This window comes from Streptomyces sp. NPDC057253, assembly GCF_042669125.1.
In the GTDB taxonomy this organism is placed as follows: domain Bacteria; phylum Actinomycetota; class Actinomycetes; order Streptomycetales; family Streptomycetaceae; genus Streptomyces.
Map to the genome: position 1 here is coordinate 39,338 of NZ_JBHUXV010000063.1, position 16,103 is coordinate 55,440.

13 protein-coding genes are annotated in these 16,103 nt (G+C 69.2%); 1 reads left to right on the forward strand and 12 read right to left on the reverse strand.

The window, feature by feature from the left end; genetic code table 11:
- Positions 1-18: 18 nt before the first annotated feature.
- The 9 genes from rodA to ACFULQ_RS29465 all read right to left on the reverse strand — a co-directional run bounded on the left by rodA (position 19) and on the right by ACFULQ_RS29465 (position 11,758).
- Positions 19-1,218: a rod shape-determining protein RodA gene (gene rodA / locus ACFULQ_RS29425; RefSeq protein WP_330266942.1), complete on the reverse strand. Its 1,200-nt coding sequence runs from the start codon at positions 1,216-1,218 to the stop codon at positions 19-21.
- On the reverse strand, positions 1,215-3,470 hold the full coding sequence (gene mrdA / locus ACFULQ_RS29430) for a penicillin-binding protein 2 (protein WP_383549551.1): 2,256 nt from the start codon (positions 3,468-3,470) through the stop codon (positions 1,215-1,217). Before mrdA ends, rodA begins: the two co-directional genes overlap by 4 nt.
- 80 nt (positions 3,471-3,550) lie before the next feature.
- The gene (gene mreD, locus ACFULQ_RS29435) at positions 3,551-4,228 is read right to left on the reverse strand and encodes a rod shape-determining protein MreD (RefSeq protein WP_330266940.1); all 678 of its coding nucleotides are present in this window, start codon (positions 4,226-4,228) and stop codon (positions 3,551-3,553) included.
- 12 nt (positions 4,229-4,240) lie between these two features.
- Positions 4,241-5,188 (reverse strand): rod shape-determining protein MreC, encoded by a 948-nt coding sequence (gene mreC, locus ACFULQ_RS29440; RefSeq protein ID WP_383549554.1) that lies wholly within the window; start codon positions 5,186-5,188, stop codon positions 4,241-4,243.
- A 115-nt stretch (positions 5,189-5,303) separates the two neighbouring features.
- Positions 5,304-6,323 (reverse strand): rod shape-determining protein, encoded by a 1,020-nt coding sequence (locus ACFULQ_RS29445; protein ID WP_004931372.1) that lies wholly within the window; start codon positions 6,321-6,323, stop codon positions 5,304-5,306.
- Positions 6,324-6,690: 367 nt separating this feature from the next.
- Positions 6,691-7,104 carry a nucleoside-diphosphate kinase gene (gene ndk / locus ACFULQ_RS29450; protein WP_383549557.1) on the reverse strand — a complete coding sequence of 138 codons (414 nt, stop codon included), beginning with the start codon at positions 7,102-7,104 and terminating at the stop codon, positions 6,691-6,693.
- A gap of 64 nt (positions 7,105-7,168) precedes the next feature.
- Positions 7,169-7,534, reverse strand: a complete 366-nt coding sequence (locus ACFULQ_RS29455; protein WP_383549560.1) for a DUF4233 domain-containing protein — start codon at positions 7,532-7,534, stop codon at positions 7,169-7,171.
- 8 nt (positions 7,535-7,542) lie between these two features.
- Positions 7,543-9,027, reverse strand: a complete 1,485-nt coding sequence (locus tag ACFULQ_RS29460; protein WP_383549563.1) for a bifunctional folylpolyglutamate synthase/dihydrofolate synthase — start codon at positions 9,025-9,027, stop codon at positions 7,543-7,545.
- 106 nt (positions 9,028-9,133) lie between these two features.
- Entirely contained in the window at positions 9,134-11,758 is a 2,625-nt protein-coding gene (locus ACFULQ_RS29465; RefSeq protein WP_383549564.1) for a valine--tRNA ligase, read from the reverse strand.
- A gap of 136 nt (positions 11,759-11,894) precedes the next feature.
- Here ACFULQ_RS29465 and ACFULQ_RS29470 point away from each other — a divergent pair, with 136 nt between their 5' ends.
- Positions 11,895-12,941 (forward strand): hypothetical protein, encoded by a 1,047-nt coding sequence (locus ACFULQ_RS29470; protein ID WP_383549566.1) that lies wholly within the window; start codon positions 11,895-11,897, stop codon positions 12,939-12,941.
- Positions 12,942-13,018: 77 nt separating this feature from the next.
- Here ACFULQ_RS29470 and clpX read toward each other — a convergent pair whose 3' ends face one another.
- The 3 genes from clpX to ACFULQ_RS29485 form a co-directional block, all read right to left on the reverse strand.
- Positions 13,019-14,305, reverse strand: coding sequence for an ATP-dependent Clp protease ATP-binding subunit ClpX (gene clpX / locus ACFULQ_RS29475; RefSeq protein WP_062027566.1), 1,287 nt, complete (start codon positions 14,303-14,305; stop codon positions 13,019-13,021).
- A 160-nt stretch (positions 14,306-14,465) separates the two neighbouring features.
- On the reverse strand, positions 14,466-15,146 hold the full coding sequence (locus ACFULQ_RS29480; protein ID WP_383549569.1) for an ATP-dependent Clp protease proteolytic subunit: 681 nt from the start codon (positions 15,144-15,146) through the stop codon (positions 14,466-14,468).
- 91 nt (positions 15,147-15,237) lie between these two features.
- Positions 15,238-15,843 carry an ATP-dependent Clp protease proteolytic subunit gene (locus ACFULQ_RS29485; RefSeq protein ID WP_020136159.1) on the reverse strand — a complete coding sequence of 202 codons (606 nt, stop codon included), beginning with the start codon at positions 15,841-15,843 and terminating at the stop codon, positions 15,238-15,240.
- Between the last annotated feature and the right edge of the window lie 260 nt (positions 15,844-16,103).

The following is a 16,103-nucleotide window of genomic DNA, read 5'->3' on the forward strand; positions in this document are numbered from 1 at the left end:
CCACCCGGCGCACCCGCACTACGCCGACATCGGCCGCTGCACCCTGATCGACTGGAGCAGCCCGACCGCCACCCACACCGCGAACATCGACGATCCGCCGTACGACACGAACGGCAGCGGCAGTCCGGTGACCGGCATGATCCCGAGGGTCATGCCGATGTTCTCGAAGGACTGGAAGGCGAACCAGGCGACGATCCCCGCGGCCACGATGGTGCCGTACAGCTCGGTCGTCTCGCGGGCGATCCGGCAGGCGCGCCACAGCACGATGCCGAGCAGGACGATGATCAGGCCCGCGCCGACGAAGCCCAGTTCCTCGCCGGCGACGGTGAAGACGAAGTCGGTCTGCTGTTCGGGGACGAACTGGCCGGTGGTCTGCGAGCCGTGGAACAGGCCGGCGCCGGTCAGTCCGCCCGAGCCGATGGCGATCCGGGCCTGGTTGGTGTTGTAGCCGACGCCGGCCGGGTCCAGGCTCGGGTTGGCGAAGGCGGCGAAGCGGGCGATCTGGTACTCGTCGAGGATCCCGAGCTGCCAGACCGCGACCGCGCCGAGGGTGCCCGCGCCGAGGAGCCCGAAGACCCAGCGGTTGGAGGCGCCGGAGGCGAGCAGCACCCCGAGCACGATGATGACCATGACCATGACCGACCCGAGGTCGGGCATGAGCATCACGATCAGCATCGGTACGGCGGCCAGGCCGAGCGCCTGGAGGACCGTGCGGTGGTCGGGGTAGGGCTTGTCACCCGCGTCGACCCGGGCCGCGAGCAGCATCGCCATGCCCAGGATGATCGTGATCTTCACGAACTCCGAGGGCTGGAGCGAGAAGCCGCCGCCGAGCACGATCCAGGAGTGGGCGCCGTTGACCGTGGAGCCCAGCGGGGTGAGCACCAGCAGGATCAGGAAGACCGAGGCGCCGTAGAGCAGCGGGACGGCGGTGCGCAGGGTGCGGTGGCCGACCCACACGGTGCCGATCATCAGGGCGAACCCGATGCCGGTGTTCATGAGGTGCCGGATCAGGAAGTAGTACGGGTCGCCCTGGTTGATCTCGGTGCGGTTGCGGGTCGCCGAGAAGACCAGGAGCGAGCCGATCATGGACAGCGCGAGGGCCGAGAACAGTATCGGCCAGTCGAGCCGGCGGGCCAGCGAGTCACGGGCCAGCAGCCGGGTCCAGCCCGCGCGCTCGGGGCCGTATCCGGAGACCTGGAAGCTGTTCGCGCCGGTCATGTGAGCATCCTCCGGCTCCCCCTGCTGCGGCGCCGACGACGGGTGTCACGGTTCCCGGGCGTCGGCGTGTTCACGGTCGCCGCCTGCTGTGTCTCGTCCGGCTCGGGCGCGCCCTCCTGGCTCGCCCGCTGGTCCTTGGCCGGGTCCTTGGCGAGCTTCGGGGACTTGATGGTCCCGTCCGCCTGGATCTTCGGCAGGCCCTTCTCGGGGGTCGGCAGCAGCGCGTTCTTCTTGTTGATGGTGCCGTCGTCGGCGACGCCGTACAGCGCGTCGTAGATGTTGCGGACGGCGGGACCCGAGGCGCCGGAACCCGTACCACCCTGGGAGATCGTCATGACGACCGTGTAGTCCTTGGTGTACGTGGCGAACCAGGAGGTCGTCTGCTTGCCGTAGACCTCCGCGGTACCGGTCTTGGCGTGCATCGGGATCTTGTCCTGCGGCCAGCCGACCTGGGCGAAGCGCCAGGCGGCGGTGCCCTCGGTGGCGACGCCCGCGAGGGCGGTGTCCATCTTCTTGAGCGTGGCCCGGCTTATCGGCAGCCTGCCGTGCGACTTGGGCTTGATCTCCTGCACGCTCTTGCCGTCGGCGCTGACGATGGCCTTGCCGACCGTGGGGTCGTGCAGGGTGCCGCCGTTGGCGATCGCCGCGTAGATCGTGGCCATCTGGATCGGGGTGACCATGGTGTCGCCCTGGCCGATGGAGTAGTTGATCTCGTCACCGGCGCGCATCTTGTTGCCCTCGAGGCAGTTCTCGTAGGCGATCTTCTGGACGTAGTCGCCGTCCTTCTTGCCGGTCTTGCACCAGGCGTCCTTGTTGGCCTCCCAGTAGTCCTGCTTCCACTGGCGGTCGGGGATGCGCCCGGAGACCTCGTTGGGCAGGTCGATGCCGGTGGTCTTGCCGAGGCCGAACTGGTGGGCGGCCTTGAAGAAGTAGTCCTTGGGCTGGCCCTTCTTCGGGTTGATGCCGCCGTCCTTCTGCCACTGCTGGTGAGCGAGGCCGTAGAAGACGGTGTCGCAGGAGACCTCCAGGGCCCGGCCGAGCGAGATGGGGCCGAAGTTCTCCGACTCGAAGTTCTTGAAGACCTGGCCGCCGACCGAGTAGGAGCTGGTGCAGGGGTAGCGGCCGTCGAAGTCGTAGCCGGCCTCCACCGCGGCGGCCGTGGAGATCACCTTGAAGGTGGAGCCGGGTGCGGACAGGCCCTGGATGGCCCGGTTGAGCAGCGGGTAGTTGGAGCTCTTGCCGGTGAGCTTGGCGTAGTCCTTGGCGGAGATGCCGCCGACCCAGGCGTTGGGGTCGTAGGTCGGGTTGGACGCCATGGCGACGATCCGGCCGGTCTTGGCCTCCATCACCACGACCGCGCCGGAGTCGGCCTTGTACTTCTCGTTGGTGTTGCGGTCCCACTGCGTGCGGGCGACCTTCATCGCGTCGTTGAGCTCGTACTCGGCGACCCGCTGCACGCGGGCGTCGATGCTGGTGACGAGGTTGGCGCCGGGCTGGGCCTCGTCGGCCTCGGCCTGGCCGATGACGCGGCCGAGGTTGTCGACCTCGTAGCGGGTGACGCCGGCCTTGCCGCGCAGTTCCTTGTCGTACTCGCGCTCCAGACCCGAGCGACCGACCTGGTCGGAGCGCAGGTAGGGCGAGTCGGTGTCCTGGGCCTTGGTGATCTCCTCGTCGGTGACCGGGGAGAGGTAGCCGAGGACCTGGGCGGCGTTGGACTTGGCGGGGGCGCCGTAGCGGCGGACGGCCTCGGGCTCGGCGGTGATGCCGGGGAAGTCCTCGGCGCGCTCGCGGATCTGGAGGGCCTGCTTGGCGGTGGCCTCGTCGGTGATGGGGATCGGCTGGTAGGGCGAGCCGTTCCAGCAGGGCTGGGGGGTCTTCGCGTCGCACAGCCGGACCTTCTGCATGACCTCCGCGGGCTTCATCCCGAGGACACCGGCCAGCTTGGTGAGGACGGCCTTGCCGTCGTCCTTCATCTTCAGCAGGTCGGTGCGGGAGGCGGAGACCACGAGCCGGGTCTCGTTGTCCGCGAGGGGCACTCCGCGGGCGTCCAGGATCGAGCCGCGCACGGCGGGCTCGACGACCTGCTGGACGTGGTTCCCGGAGGCCTCCTTGGCGTACTCGTCGCCCTCGCGGATCTGGAGGTACCACAGGCGCCCGCCGAGCGTCCCGAGGAGGGACAGCACGAGGATCTGGATGACGACGAGGCGGATCTGGACCCGTGGGGTCCGTCCGGTCTCGGGGATGTTGGTCACTGCGGCTGCCGCCCCCTCTCAGTGCGTGTATGTGTCATATACGGCGAACCTGTGAACGGGGTCCGCCGACCGCCGTGGGGTCACAGCCGCTTGACCCCCTTGATACGGCCCACCCGGGCCGTCCGCGTCCGTGCCTTGGTCTTGAGGCTGCCGAGGCCGCCGCGCTGGCCGCCGATCTTCAGGCCGGTGCCGGAGGAGAGCCAGCCGGAGGAGATGTCCGCCGACTTGGCCGCGGAGCTGGTCTCGGCCAGCGGGTCGTTCTCGGCGCGGCGGGCGAGGGCCATGATGCCGGGGACGACGAACGGGGCGAGCAGCAGGTCGTACAGGGCGGCGGTGAACAGCAGGCTGGGCAGGCCGACATGGCGGGCGGTGGTGTCGCCGACGAGGGCGCCGACCCCGGCGTACAGCAGGGTGGTGCCGAGGGCGGCGGCGACCACGACGACCATGGGGCCGGTGGCCGACTTGAGGCGGCCGTTCTCCGGCTTGGCGAGTCCGGCGAGGTAGCCGATGACGCACAGGACCAGGGCGTACCGGCCGGCCGCGTGGTCGGCGGGCGGGGCGAGGTCGGCGAGGAGACCTGCGCCGAAGCCGACGAGGGCGCCGCCGACATGGCCGTAGACGAGGGCGAGGCCGAGGACGGTCAGGAGCAGCAGGTCGGGGACGGCGCCCGGGAGGTGGAGGCGGGCGAGGACGCTCACCTGGAGGACCAGGGCGACGACGATCAGGGCCGACGAGAGCAGGATCCGGTTGACGCGCATCAGGGACAGCTCCTACTGCTCTTGCTGGATCTCGCCGTCGAGCGGCGCGTTGGCGGACGGGGTGACGGTGACCGTCACGGTCGGCGTGGGCGTCGGTTTCGGCTTGGCGGGCAGCACCGTGTCGCGCGGGTCCTTCTTCGGGGCCTCGACGACGATGCCGACGATGTCGAGCTTGGTGAAGCTGACGTACGGCGTGACGTAGAGGGTGCGGGTGAGGTCGCCGCCGGAGGGGTCGACGCGGGAGACCACGCCGACCGGCACGCCGGGCACGAAGGGCTTGTCGGCCTGCGAGCCGAAGGTGACCAGACGGTCGCCCTTCTTCACCTCGGCCTTGCCGTTGAGCAGTTCGACGCGCAGCGGGCGGTCGCCCTGGCCGGAGGCGAAGCCGAGCTCGTCGCTGGCCTCCATGCGGGTGCCGACGGTGAAGTCGGGGTCGTTGGCGAGCAGCACGGTGGCGGTGTTGGGGCCGACCGTGGTGACGCGGCCGACCAGACCGTCGCCGTTGAGGACGGTCATGTCGCGCTGGATGCCGTCATTCGCGCCGACGTCGACGGTGATGGTCCAGGAGAAGCCCTGGGCCGCCCCTATGGCGATGACCTGGGCCCCCTTGATGCCGTACTGGCCCTCGCCGGCGATCTTCAGCATCTTGTCGAGCTGCTTGAGGCGGCTGGTGTTGCGGTCGTCGCTGCCGAGCTTCGCCTTGAGGGCGGCGTTCTCCTTCTCCAGCTCCGCGAGCCGGTCGTGCCGCTCGCCGGAGTCGCGGATGGCCGACACCGCGTTGCCGACCGGGTTCACCGCGGACGACACGCCGTCCTCGATCGGGCCGAACACGGCGGCCGCGGCCTGGCGGGCACCGTCGACCGGTGAGTCCTCCCCGCCGCGGATGTCGACCGTGATCAGCGCGAACGCGACGGCGATCAGCAGCACCAGGAGCAGCCGGCTCTCTCGTGTGTCCCTCACGTGCGGCGGCCGTGCCCTTCTCATTGAAGTTGCGTTTGTGGGAGCTTATGCCTCGATATCAACGATCCGCCGCACGAGAGGAGATCATCTCGTACGGCGGAATCGAAGAGTTACGTCATCTGCGCGGCTGGGCGTCCAGCACCTGCTGGAGTGCCTCGAACTCCTCGACGCACTTGCCGGAGCCGAGCGCGACGCTGTCCAGCGGGTCCTCGGCGATGTGGATCGGCATGCCGGTCTCCCGGCGCAGCCGCTCGTCCAGGCCGCGGAGCAGGGCGCCGCCGCCGGTCAGAACGATTCCTCGGTCCATGATGTCGCCGGAGAGCTCCGGCGGGCACTTGTCGAGGGTGGTCTTGACGGCGTCCACGATGGCGTTGACGGGTTCCTCGATCGCCTTGCGGACTTCGGCGGCCGAGATGACGACGGTCTTGGGCAGCCCGGAGACGAGGTCCCGGCCACGGATTTCGGTGTGTTCGTCGGCGTCGAGGTCGTACGCGGAACCGATCGTGATCTTGATCTGCTCGGCGGTCCGCTCACCCAGCAGGAGGGAGTACTCCTTCTTGATGTGCTGGATGATCGCGTTGTCCAGTTCGTCGCCCGCGACGCGGATGGACTGGGCGGTGACGATGCCGCCGAGGGAGATGACCGCGACCTCCGTGGTGCCGCCGCCGATGTCCACCACCATGTTGCCCGTGGCCTCGTGGACCGGCAGGCCGGAGCCGATGGCGGCCGCCATGGGCTCCTCGATGATGTGCACCTGGCGGGCGCCGGCCTGGGACGACGCCTCGATGACGGCGCGGCGCTCGACGCCGGTGATGCCCGAGGGGACACACACGACGACGCGCGGCCTCGCGAGATACCGCCGCTTGTGGATCTTCAGGATGAAGTAGCGGAGCATCCGCTCGGTGATCTCGAAGTCGGCGATCACGCCGTCCTTCAGCGGACGCACGGCAACGATGTTGCCGGGGGTCCGCCCGATCATCTTCTTGGCCTCGGCACCGACTGCGAGGATTCCACCGGTGTTCGTGTTGATCGCGACGACGGACGGCTCGTTGAGTACGATCCCGCGACCCCTGACGTACACCAGCGTGTTGGCGGTCCCGAGGTCGACAGCCATGTCACGGCCGATGAACGACATTGAGTTCCCCATCAGGATTCGTCTGGCCTTCCCGGGAGCTTTTGAGGGCTTTTCAGGTCGGCGAAGTGGGTGCTGTGACGTGAAGGCTTCCATCGTAGACGCGCCTGCACGAACACTGCGCGAGGGTCTTCGCCATTGTCAGCAGATGTAAAGCCGCCTCGCTTGTGGAGACGGTCCATAAGGGCCACACGTTCCCCCGATCGGCACGCATATGCCGAGGGACGACCGAAAAGGTTCGGCCGTCCCAGGTCAGGAAGGGGGGCAGGCTGACGCCTCGTCAGAAACGTCCACGAAAACTCCGTAAGGGGCGCGGGGAACTGCGCGAGCAACCACGACGGACCCGCACCCCGCAACGGCGCCCAGGCGGCTACGCGCGATCCGGGAAGAACACCTTCACCTCACGCTCCGCCGACTCGACGGAGTCACTCGCGTGGATCAGGTTCTCGCGGACGATCACACCGAAGTCGCCCCGGATGGAGCCGGGCGCGGCGGCGATCGGGTCGGTCGGGCCCGCCAGCTGCCGTACGCCCTCGATGACCCGCTCGCCCTCGACGATCAGCGCGACGACCGGACCGGAGGCCATGAACTCCACCAGCGGCTCGTAGAAGGGCTTGCCCTTGTGCTCGCCGTAGTGCTGCTCCAGCGTGTCCAGGTCGAGGCTGCGCAGCTCCAGCGCGGTGATCGCCCAGCCGGCCTTGCGCTCGATACGGCTGATGATCTCGCCGGTCAGGCCACGACGGACGGCGTCGGGCTTGAGGAGGACGAGGGTGCGCTGGCTCACGAGGGGCTCCTTGACTGCTGACATGTGCGGTGGGACGAGATTACAGGGCGTGTCGCCGCACTGGTCACACAGCGTCAGGTGTAGAGGGGTCCGCCGGGGCGGCCTGCGCGGCGAATCTCGCCTTCGCCTCGTCGATCTTCCGGCCGTAGTGCACGGAGGCCCACCACAGGGCCGCGAAGATCGCGCCCATGAAGAACATGGCCGGCACGACGAAGCCGGAGGCGATCAGGGCGATCTGGAGTGCCCAGCCGAGGGCGACGCCGCCGGGCCGGGTCACCATCCCGCACAGCGCGAGGCACAGGAACATGGCGATCCCGCTGACCGTCCACAGAGTGGAGCCGGCCAGGTCGGGGTCCTTCATCGCGACCAGCGCGGCGAAGCCGACGACGAAGAACTCGCCGATCAGGGTCGATGCACAGAGCGTACGCATGGCGCGGCTCAGCCCCTTCCCAGCAGCAGCCGGGCCTCGCCGACCGTGATGACCGACCCGGTGACCAGCACTCCCCCGCCCGCGAACTCGCCGTCCTCCTCGGCCAGCGTGATCGCCTCCTCCAGGGCGTCCGGCAGTCGCGGCTCGACCTGGACCCGCTCCTCGCCGAACACCTCGACGGCGATCGCGGCGAGCTCGTCGGCGTCCATCGCGCGGTGGCTGGTGTTCTGGGTGATCACGACCTCGGCGAAGATCGGCTCGAAGGCCTCCAGGAGCCCCCGCACGTCCTTCTCGCCGCTCGCGCCCACCACCCCGATCAGCCGGCTGAAGTCGAAGGCCTCACCGACCGCCTCCGCGGTGGCGCGGGCGCCCGCCGGGTTGTGGGCGGCGTCCAGGACGACGGTCGGGGACCGCCGTACGACTTCGAGGCGGCCCGGGGAGGACACGGCCGCGAAGGCCTTGCGGACGGTGTCGATGTCGAGCCGGTCCGGGCGCTGGGCGCCGACGCCGAAGAACGCCTCCACGGCGGCGAGCGCCACGGCTGCGTTGTGCGCCTGGTAGGGGCCGTGCAGCGGGAGGTAGACCTCTTCGTACTCGCCGCCGAGTCCGCGCAGGGTCAGCAGCTGGCCGCCGACGGCGACCTGGCGGGAGACGACCCCGAACTCCAGGCCCTCGCGCGCGACGGTCGCGTCGACCTCCACGGCCTTCTTCAGCAGCACCTGCGCCGCGTCCACCGGCTGCTGGGCCAGGATGACGGTCGCGCCCTGCTTGACGATCCCGGCCTTCTCGAGCGCGATCTCGCCGGGCGTCTCGCCCAGTCGGTCGGTGTGGTCCAGGTCGATGGGGGTGACGACCGCGACATCGCCGTCGATGACGTTGGTCGCGTCCCAGGAGCCGCCCATGCCGACCTCGACGACGGCCACGTCGACGGGGGCGTCCGCGAAGGCGGCGTACGCCATGCCGGTCAGCACCTCGAAGAAGGACAGCCGGTACTCCTGCTGGGCGTCGACCATCTCGACGTACGGCTTGATGTCGGCGTACGTCTCGATGAACCGCTCGGCGGAGATCGGGGCGCCGTCGAGGCTGATGCGCTCGGTGATCGACTGGACGTGGGGGCTGGTGTAGCGGCCCGTGCGCAGTTCGAAGGCGCCGAGGAGGGCCTCGATCATGCGGGCGGTGGAGGTCTTGCCGTTCGTCCCCGTGATGTGGATCGAGGGGTACGACCGCTGCGGCTCGCCCAGGACGTCCATCAGGGCGGAGATGCGGCTGACGCTCGGCTCCAGCTTGGTCTCGCCCCAACGGGTGGCCAGATCCGCCTCGACCTCGCGCAGGGCCTTGTCGACCTCGGGGTCCTCGGGGCGGGCCGGCACGTCGGCCTCCGGCGGGGCGCCCTGGGTGCGCAGGGTGCGGCTGCCGGCCTCGATGACCGCGAGGTCGGGGTCGCGGTCGGTCTCGTTGGCGATGATCTCGTCGAAGGGGTCGGTGTCGCTCACGGGGCCCAGTTTAGGGCTGCGCGCGAGGAAGGGGGTGGCTGGTCCCGGTTGGCGGGCGCGGGGAGGTTTGTGGCTGGTCGCGCAGTTCCCCGCGCCCCTGGGTGGGTCAGGCTTGCGGAAGCCTGTCCAGTTGCTCCTGGATCCTCTTGATGTCCTCCTCCGCCTTGGCCAGGCGGCCGCGGATCTTGTCCACCACGTTGTCCGGGGCCTTCGCGAGGAACGCCTCGTTGCCGAGCTTGGCCGTCGCCTGGGCCTTCTCCTTCTCCGCCGTGGCGAGATCCTTGGCCAGCCTCTTCCTCTCCGCGGCCACGTCGATCGTGCCGGAGAGGTCGAGCGCGACCGTGGCGCCGGCGACCGGGAGGGTGGCCGTGGCCGCGAAGGTGTCGCCCTCGGGCTGGAGGCGGAGCAGCTGGCGGATGGCGGCCTCGTGCGGGGCGAGGGCCGTGCCGTCCAGGGTCAGGCGGGCCGGGACGCGCTGGCCCGGCTGGAGGCCCTGGTCGGCGCGGAAGCGGCGGACCTCCGTGATGACGGACTGGAGGGTCTCGATCTCCCGCTCGGCCGCGTCGTCGCGGAAGCCACTGTCCTTCGGCCAGTCGGCGACGACGACCGACTCGCCGCCCGTGAGCGTGGTCCACAGGGTGTCCGTGACGAACGGGACGACCGGGTGGAGCAGCTTCAGGGTGACGTCGAAGACCTCGCCCAGGACGCGCTGGGAGACTTCGGCGCCCTCGCCGCCCGCCTGGAAGGTGGTCTTCGACAGCTCGACGTACCAGTCGAAGACCTCGTCCCAGGCGAAGTGGAAGAGCGCGTCGGAGAGCTTCGCGAACTGGAAGTCCTCGTAGAACGCGTCCACTTGGGCGACCGTCTTGTTGAGACGGGACAGGATCCAGCGGTCCGTCGCCGACATCTGCTCGGGCGCGGGCAGCGGGCCCTCGACCGTCGCGCCGTTCATCAGGGCGAAGCGGGTCGCGTTCCAGATCTTGTTGGCGAAGTTCCGGGACGCCTGGACCCAGTCCTCGCCGATCGGGACGTCGGTGCCGGGGTTGGCGCCGCGGGCCAGGGTGAAACGGACGGCGTCGGAGCCGTACTTGTCCATCCAGTCCAGCGGGTCGACCACGTTGCCGAAGGACTTCGACATCTTCTTGCCGCGCTCGTCGCGGACCAGGCCGGTCAGCGCGATGGTCTTGAAGGGGACCTCGCCGTCCATGGCGTAGAGGCCGAACATCATCATCCTGGCGACCCAGAAGAAGATGATGTCGTGGCCGGTCAGCAGGACGTCGGTCGGGTAGAACTTCCGCAGGTCCGCGGTCTGTTCGGGCCAGCCGAGCGTGGAGAAGGGCCACAGGCCGGAGGAGAACCAGGTGTCGAGGACGTCGGTGTCCTGCTTCCAGCCCTCGCCCGCGGGCGGCTCCTCGTCGGGGCCGACGCAGACGACCTCGCCGTCGGGGCCGTACCAGACGGGGATGCGGTGACCCCACCACAACTGCCGTGAGATGCACCAGTCGTGCATGTTGTCGACCCAGTCGAAGTAGCGCTTCGACATGTCCTCGGGGTGGATCCTGACCCGGCCGTCGCGGACCGCGTCACCGGCGGCCTGGGCCAGCGGGCCGACCTTGACCCACCACTGCATGGACAGGCGGGGCTCGATCGTGGTCTTGCAGCGCGAGCAGTGGCCGACGGAGTGGACGTAGGGCCGCTTCTCGGCGACGATCCGGCCCTGCGAGCGCAGCGCGGCGACGATCGCCGAACGCGCCTCGAAGCGGTCGAGGCCCTCGAAGGGACCGTGGACCGTGATGACGGCCCGCTCGTCCATGACGGTGATCGACTCCAGGCCGTGGCGCTGGCCGATCGCGAAGTCGTTCGGGTCGTGGGCCGGGGTGACCTTGACGGCACCGGTGCCGAACTCGGGGTCGACGTGGGTGTCGGCGACGACCGGGATCGTGCGGTCCGTGAGGGGCAGCTTGATGCGCTTGCCGACCAGGTGCCGGTAGCGCTCGTCGTCGGGGTGGACGGCGACCGCGGTGTCGCCGAGCATGGTCTCCGCGCGCGTGGTGGCGACGACCAACGTCTCGTCGCCCTCGCCGTACTTGATGGAGACGAGCTCGCCGTCGTCCTCCTGGTACTCGACCTCGATGTCGGAGATCGCGGTCAGACAGCGCGGACACCAGTTGATGATCCGCTCGGCGCGGTAGATCAGCTCGTCGTCGAAGAGGCGCTTGAAGATGGTCTGGACGGCCTTGGACAGACCCTCGTCCATGGTGAACCGCTCGCGGTCCCAGTCGACGCCGTCGCCGAGCCGCCGCATCTGGCCGAGGATCTTGCCGCCGTACTCCTCCTTCCACTGCCAGACGCGCGAGACGAACTCCTCGCGCCCCAGGTCGTGTCGGGACTTGCCCTCCTCGGCGAGCTGCTGCTCGACCTTGTTCTGGGTGGCGATACCGGCGTGGTCCATGCCCGGCAGCCACAGCGCCTCGTACCCCTGCATGCGCTTGCGGCGGGTGAGGGCGTCCATGAGGGTGTGCTGGAAGGCGTGGCCCAGGTGGAGCGAGCCGGTGACGTTCGGCGGCGGGATGACGATGGTGTACGGCGGCTTGTCGCTCTTCGCGTCGGCGGCGAAGTAACCACGCTCTACCCAGCGCTCGTACAGCGCCCCCTCTACCTCGGCCGGCGCGTACTGGGTCGGCAGTTCGGTGCTGGGCGCTGTGGGCTGCTGCTGAGCGTTCTCGGTCACGGGGTCAGTTTAGGGGTGTCGCGGGCGTGTCCCGAAACGCGTTTGTTCTGTAACGGTGGGGCCCCCGACGCCGTGCGCCGCCTTGGCCTGGGCCAGGATGTCAGGAACACATAAGCATCTGGAGGGGAACCCAGAGATGAGTCACAACCAGCCGGGCCCGTACGGGCAGCCCCAGCAGCCCGGGCAGCCGCAGCAGCCCGGGCCGTACGGCCAGCCGGGCCCCTACGGCCAGCCGCCGCAGACCCCGCAGGCGCCCCAGCCCGGCTACGGCTACCCCCAGCAGACCCCGCCGCCGCAGCAGCCGGGACAGCCCCCGCAGCAGCCCGGCCAGCCGCCCCAGCAGGGCTACGGCTACCCGCAGCAGGGCGGGGTCCCGCCGCAGACCCCGCCGTACGGCCAGCCCCAGGCTCCCTACGGCCAGCAGGCCCCGTACGGACAGCAGGCCCCCTACGGGCAGCAGCCGTACGGCCAGGCCCCCTACGGCGTCCCGCAGCCCCCTGCGCCGGGCGGCGGCAACGGCAAGAAGATCGGCATCATCCTCGGCGCGGTGGCGGTCGTGGCCGCGATCGCGGTCGGCGCGTACCTGGTGATCGGGGGCAGCGGCAGCGGCGGCTCCGACGTCGCGGACGACGGGGCGCACACCCTCACCACGCCGGCCACGGTCCTCACCGACTACAAGAAGGCCGCGAGCTCCGGCGGGGACGGCTTCAGCGCGGACGACGTCAAGGACGCCGAGAAGCACGGCGTGAAGAACGCCAAGGACGTCAGCGCCACCTACCAGTCCGGCGGCGCGACCGACTACCTCAATATGAAGATGGTCAACTTCATGGGCGTCTACGGCGACATCGACGACCCCGAGAAGGTGGTCGACGCGATGTTCACCGAGATGAAGAAGAGCGCCGACGAAGGCTCCGAGGGCGAGGCCGTCGGCAGCCCGAAGGCGTACACGCCGGCCGGTCTCGACGGCGCGGTCCTCAAGTGCCAGGAGACGAAGGTCAGCGACGACTCCGGCTCCGGCCCGAGCTCGATCAGCATGCCGGTGTGCATCTGGGGCGACCACAGCACCCTGGGCGTGGTCATCCCGGTCGACATGGCGGACGCCATGGCCGGCAAGTCGGCGGACCTCGCCGAGGCGGCGGACATGACCGCCAAGCTCCGCAAGGAAGTTCGCGTCAAGGCCTGACGCCAAGGACGCACACGGACGCAACACCGAAGGGGCCCCGGTCGGTTGACCGAGGCCCCTTCGCAAGTCCGTGCCGACTAGGCGGTCTTCTGCTCGCCCGAACCCCGGCCGCGGGCGTCCCGCGGGATGAGGGTCGGGTTGACGTTGGAGTGGACGACGTCCGCGGTGATGACGACGCGGGCCACGTCCTTGCGGGACGGGATCTCGTACATGACGCCCTGGAGGACTTCCTCCATGATGGCGCGCAGGCCGCGCGCGCCGGTCTGGCGCAGGATGGCCTGGTCGGCGATGGCCTCCAGCGCCTCGCGCTCGAAGTCCAGCTCCACGCCGTCGAGTTCGAAGAGGCGCTGGTACTGCTTCACCAGCGCGTTGCGCGGCTCGACGAGGATCTGGAGGAGGGCCTCGCGGTCGAGGTTGTGGACGCTCGTGATGACGGGGAGCCGGCCGATGAACTCGGGGATCATGCCGAACTTCACCAGGTCCTCGGGCATGACGTCCTCGAACTGGTCCTTGGCCTCCAGCTCGCGCTTGGAGCGGATCGTGGCGCCGAAGCCGATGCCCTTGGCGCCCGCGCGGGACTCGATGAGCTTCTCCAGGCCGGCGAAGGCACCGCCCACGATGAACAGGACGTTCGTCGTGTCGATCTGGATGAACTCCTGGTGCGGGTGCTTGCGTCCGCCCTGCGGCGGTACGGAGGCCGTGGTGCCCTCCAGGATCTTCAGCAGGGCCTGCTGCACGCCCTCGCCACTCACGTCACGCGTGATCGAGGGGTTTTCACTCTTCCGCGCGACCTTGTCGATCTCGTCGATGTAGATGATCCCGGTCTCGGCCTTCTTGACGTCGTAGTCGGCCGCCTGGATCAGCTTGAGCAGGATGTTCTCGACGTCCTCGCCGACGTAGCCCGCCTCGGTGAGCGCGGTGGCGTCCGCGATCGCGAACGGGACGTTCAGCATGCGGGCCAGGGTCTGGGCGAGGAGGGTCTTGCCGGAGCCCGTGGGGCCCAGCAGGAGGATGTTGGACTTGGCGAGCTCGATCGCGTCGTCACGGCCGCTCGCGCCGCCGTTCTCGCCGGCCTGGACGCGCTTGTAGTGGTTGTACACCGCCACGGAGAGAGCCTTCTTGGCCGCCTCCTGGCCCACCACATAGCCCTCGAGGAACTCGTAGATCTCGCGGGGCTTGGGGAGTTCCTCCCAGCGCACCTCGCTCGTCTCGGCGAGCTCCTCCTCGATGATCTCGTTGCAGAGATCGATGCACTCGTCGCAGATGTACACACCAGGCCCTGCGATGAGCTTCTTGACCTGCTTCTGGCTCTTGCCGCAGAACGAGCACTTGAGCAGATCGCCGCCGTCACCGATGCGTGCCACGGTGTGCTTCCCCTTCGCCTGGGAGACGCCTAGGTCCAGCGGCTCCTGGTGCTGCCTTATGTCCGACGGTACCTTGCCGGGCCCCCCGTTCGGGCCCCCCTTGGCAGGGTTCACTTTGACGTGCACGGTGCCAAGGGGCGGCATATCCTACGGGGTCCGCCTAGCGGACAGCGGCGTTGTTCATCTTCCGGGTGGAGATGATCTGGTCGATCAGGCCGTACGCCAGGGCGTCCTCGGCCGTGAGGATCTTGTCGCGCTCGATGTCCTCACGGATCTTCTCGATCGGCGTCGTGGAGTGCTTGGCCAGCAGGTCCTCCAGCTGCGCGCGCATCCGGAGGATCTCGTTGGCGGCGATCTCCAGGTCGGAGACCTGACCCCGGCCGGTCTCGCTGTACGGCTGGTGGATCAGCACGCGCGCGTTGGGCAGCGCCATGCGCTTGCCGGGCGTACCGGCGGCCAGCAGGATCGCGGCGGCGGAGGCCGCCTGACCCATGCAGACCGTCTGGATGTCCGGCTTCACGAACTGCATCGTGTCGTAGATCGCGGTCAGCGCGGTGAAGGAGCCACCGGGGCTGTTGATGTAGACGGAGATGTCCCGGTCGGGGTCCATCGACTCCAGGCACAGCAGCTGTGCCATGACGTCGTTGGCGGAGGCGTCGTCGATCTGCACGCCGAGGAAGATCACGCGCTCCTCGAAGAGCTTCGCGTACGGGTCGTACTCGCGGATGCCCTGCGAGGTGCGCTCGACGAAGCGGGGGATGACGTACCGGGACTCGGCGACGGGCACCGTGCTCTCGGCGCGTGCGCGGTCGTACAGGCCGCTGCCGGGGAAGTCGTTCACTGTCTGTCTCCTAGGGGCTGTGACGGTCGGCTGGGGGCTGTGCGGGGGCGTCCGGGCCCCGCGCCGGGGCTCAGGTGGTCCCGCATGGGGCTCAGGCCCCTGTACCGCCGCCGCCCGGCATGCCGGCGGCCGTGGCGATCACGTCGTCGATGAGGCCGTACTCCTTGGCCTCGAAGGCGTCGAACCAGCGGTCACGGTCCGAGTCGCGGGTGATCTGCTCGATCGTCTGGCCGGTGTGCTGCGAGGTGAGCTCGGCCATGCGCTTCTTGGTGTGCAGCAGCCGCTCGGCGTGGATCTTGATGTCCGAGGCCGAACCGGCGAGGCCGGCGGACGGCTGGTGGATCAGGATCTCGGCGTTCGGCAGCGCGAAGCGCTTGCCGGGGGTGCCGGCGCTGAGCAGGAACTGGCCCATGGAGGCCGCGAGGCCCATGGCGATGGTCACCACGTCGTTCTTGATGTACTGCATGGTGTCGTAGATCGCCATGCCCGCGGTGATCGATCCGCCGGGGCTGTTGATGTAGAGGTAGATGTCCTTTTCCGGGTCAGCGGCAAGGAGCAGCAGCTGTGCGGTGATCTTGTTCGCGATGTCGTCGTCGACCGGCTGGCCGAGGAAGATGATCCGCTCGTTGAGCAGCCGGTTGTAGACATGGTCGCCGAGGCCACCGCCGATGGAAGGCTCGCCGGCGGCGGAGGGCATCAGATTCGTCACGTATCCACCTGCTCGTCTTACGACGGCGCCGGGCCGTCTTACGTTTCCCTATCAAGGGACCCTAACGCGCTGGTCCCTTCGGGGAATCCCGGATAGAGGGCTGTTCGCCGGGGGCGTAGAGCCTCCGGCGGGGGCCGGGTGCCCATTCGCCGTAACGGTGACCGTGCTTGGGCGGCTGCGGCTCGTACGTGGCTGGTCGCGCAGTTCCCCGCGCCCCTTCAGGTAGGCCGACGGGCCCTGGGTGCGAG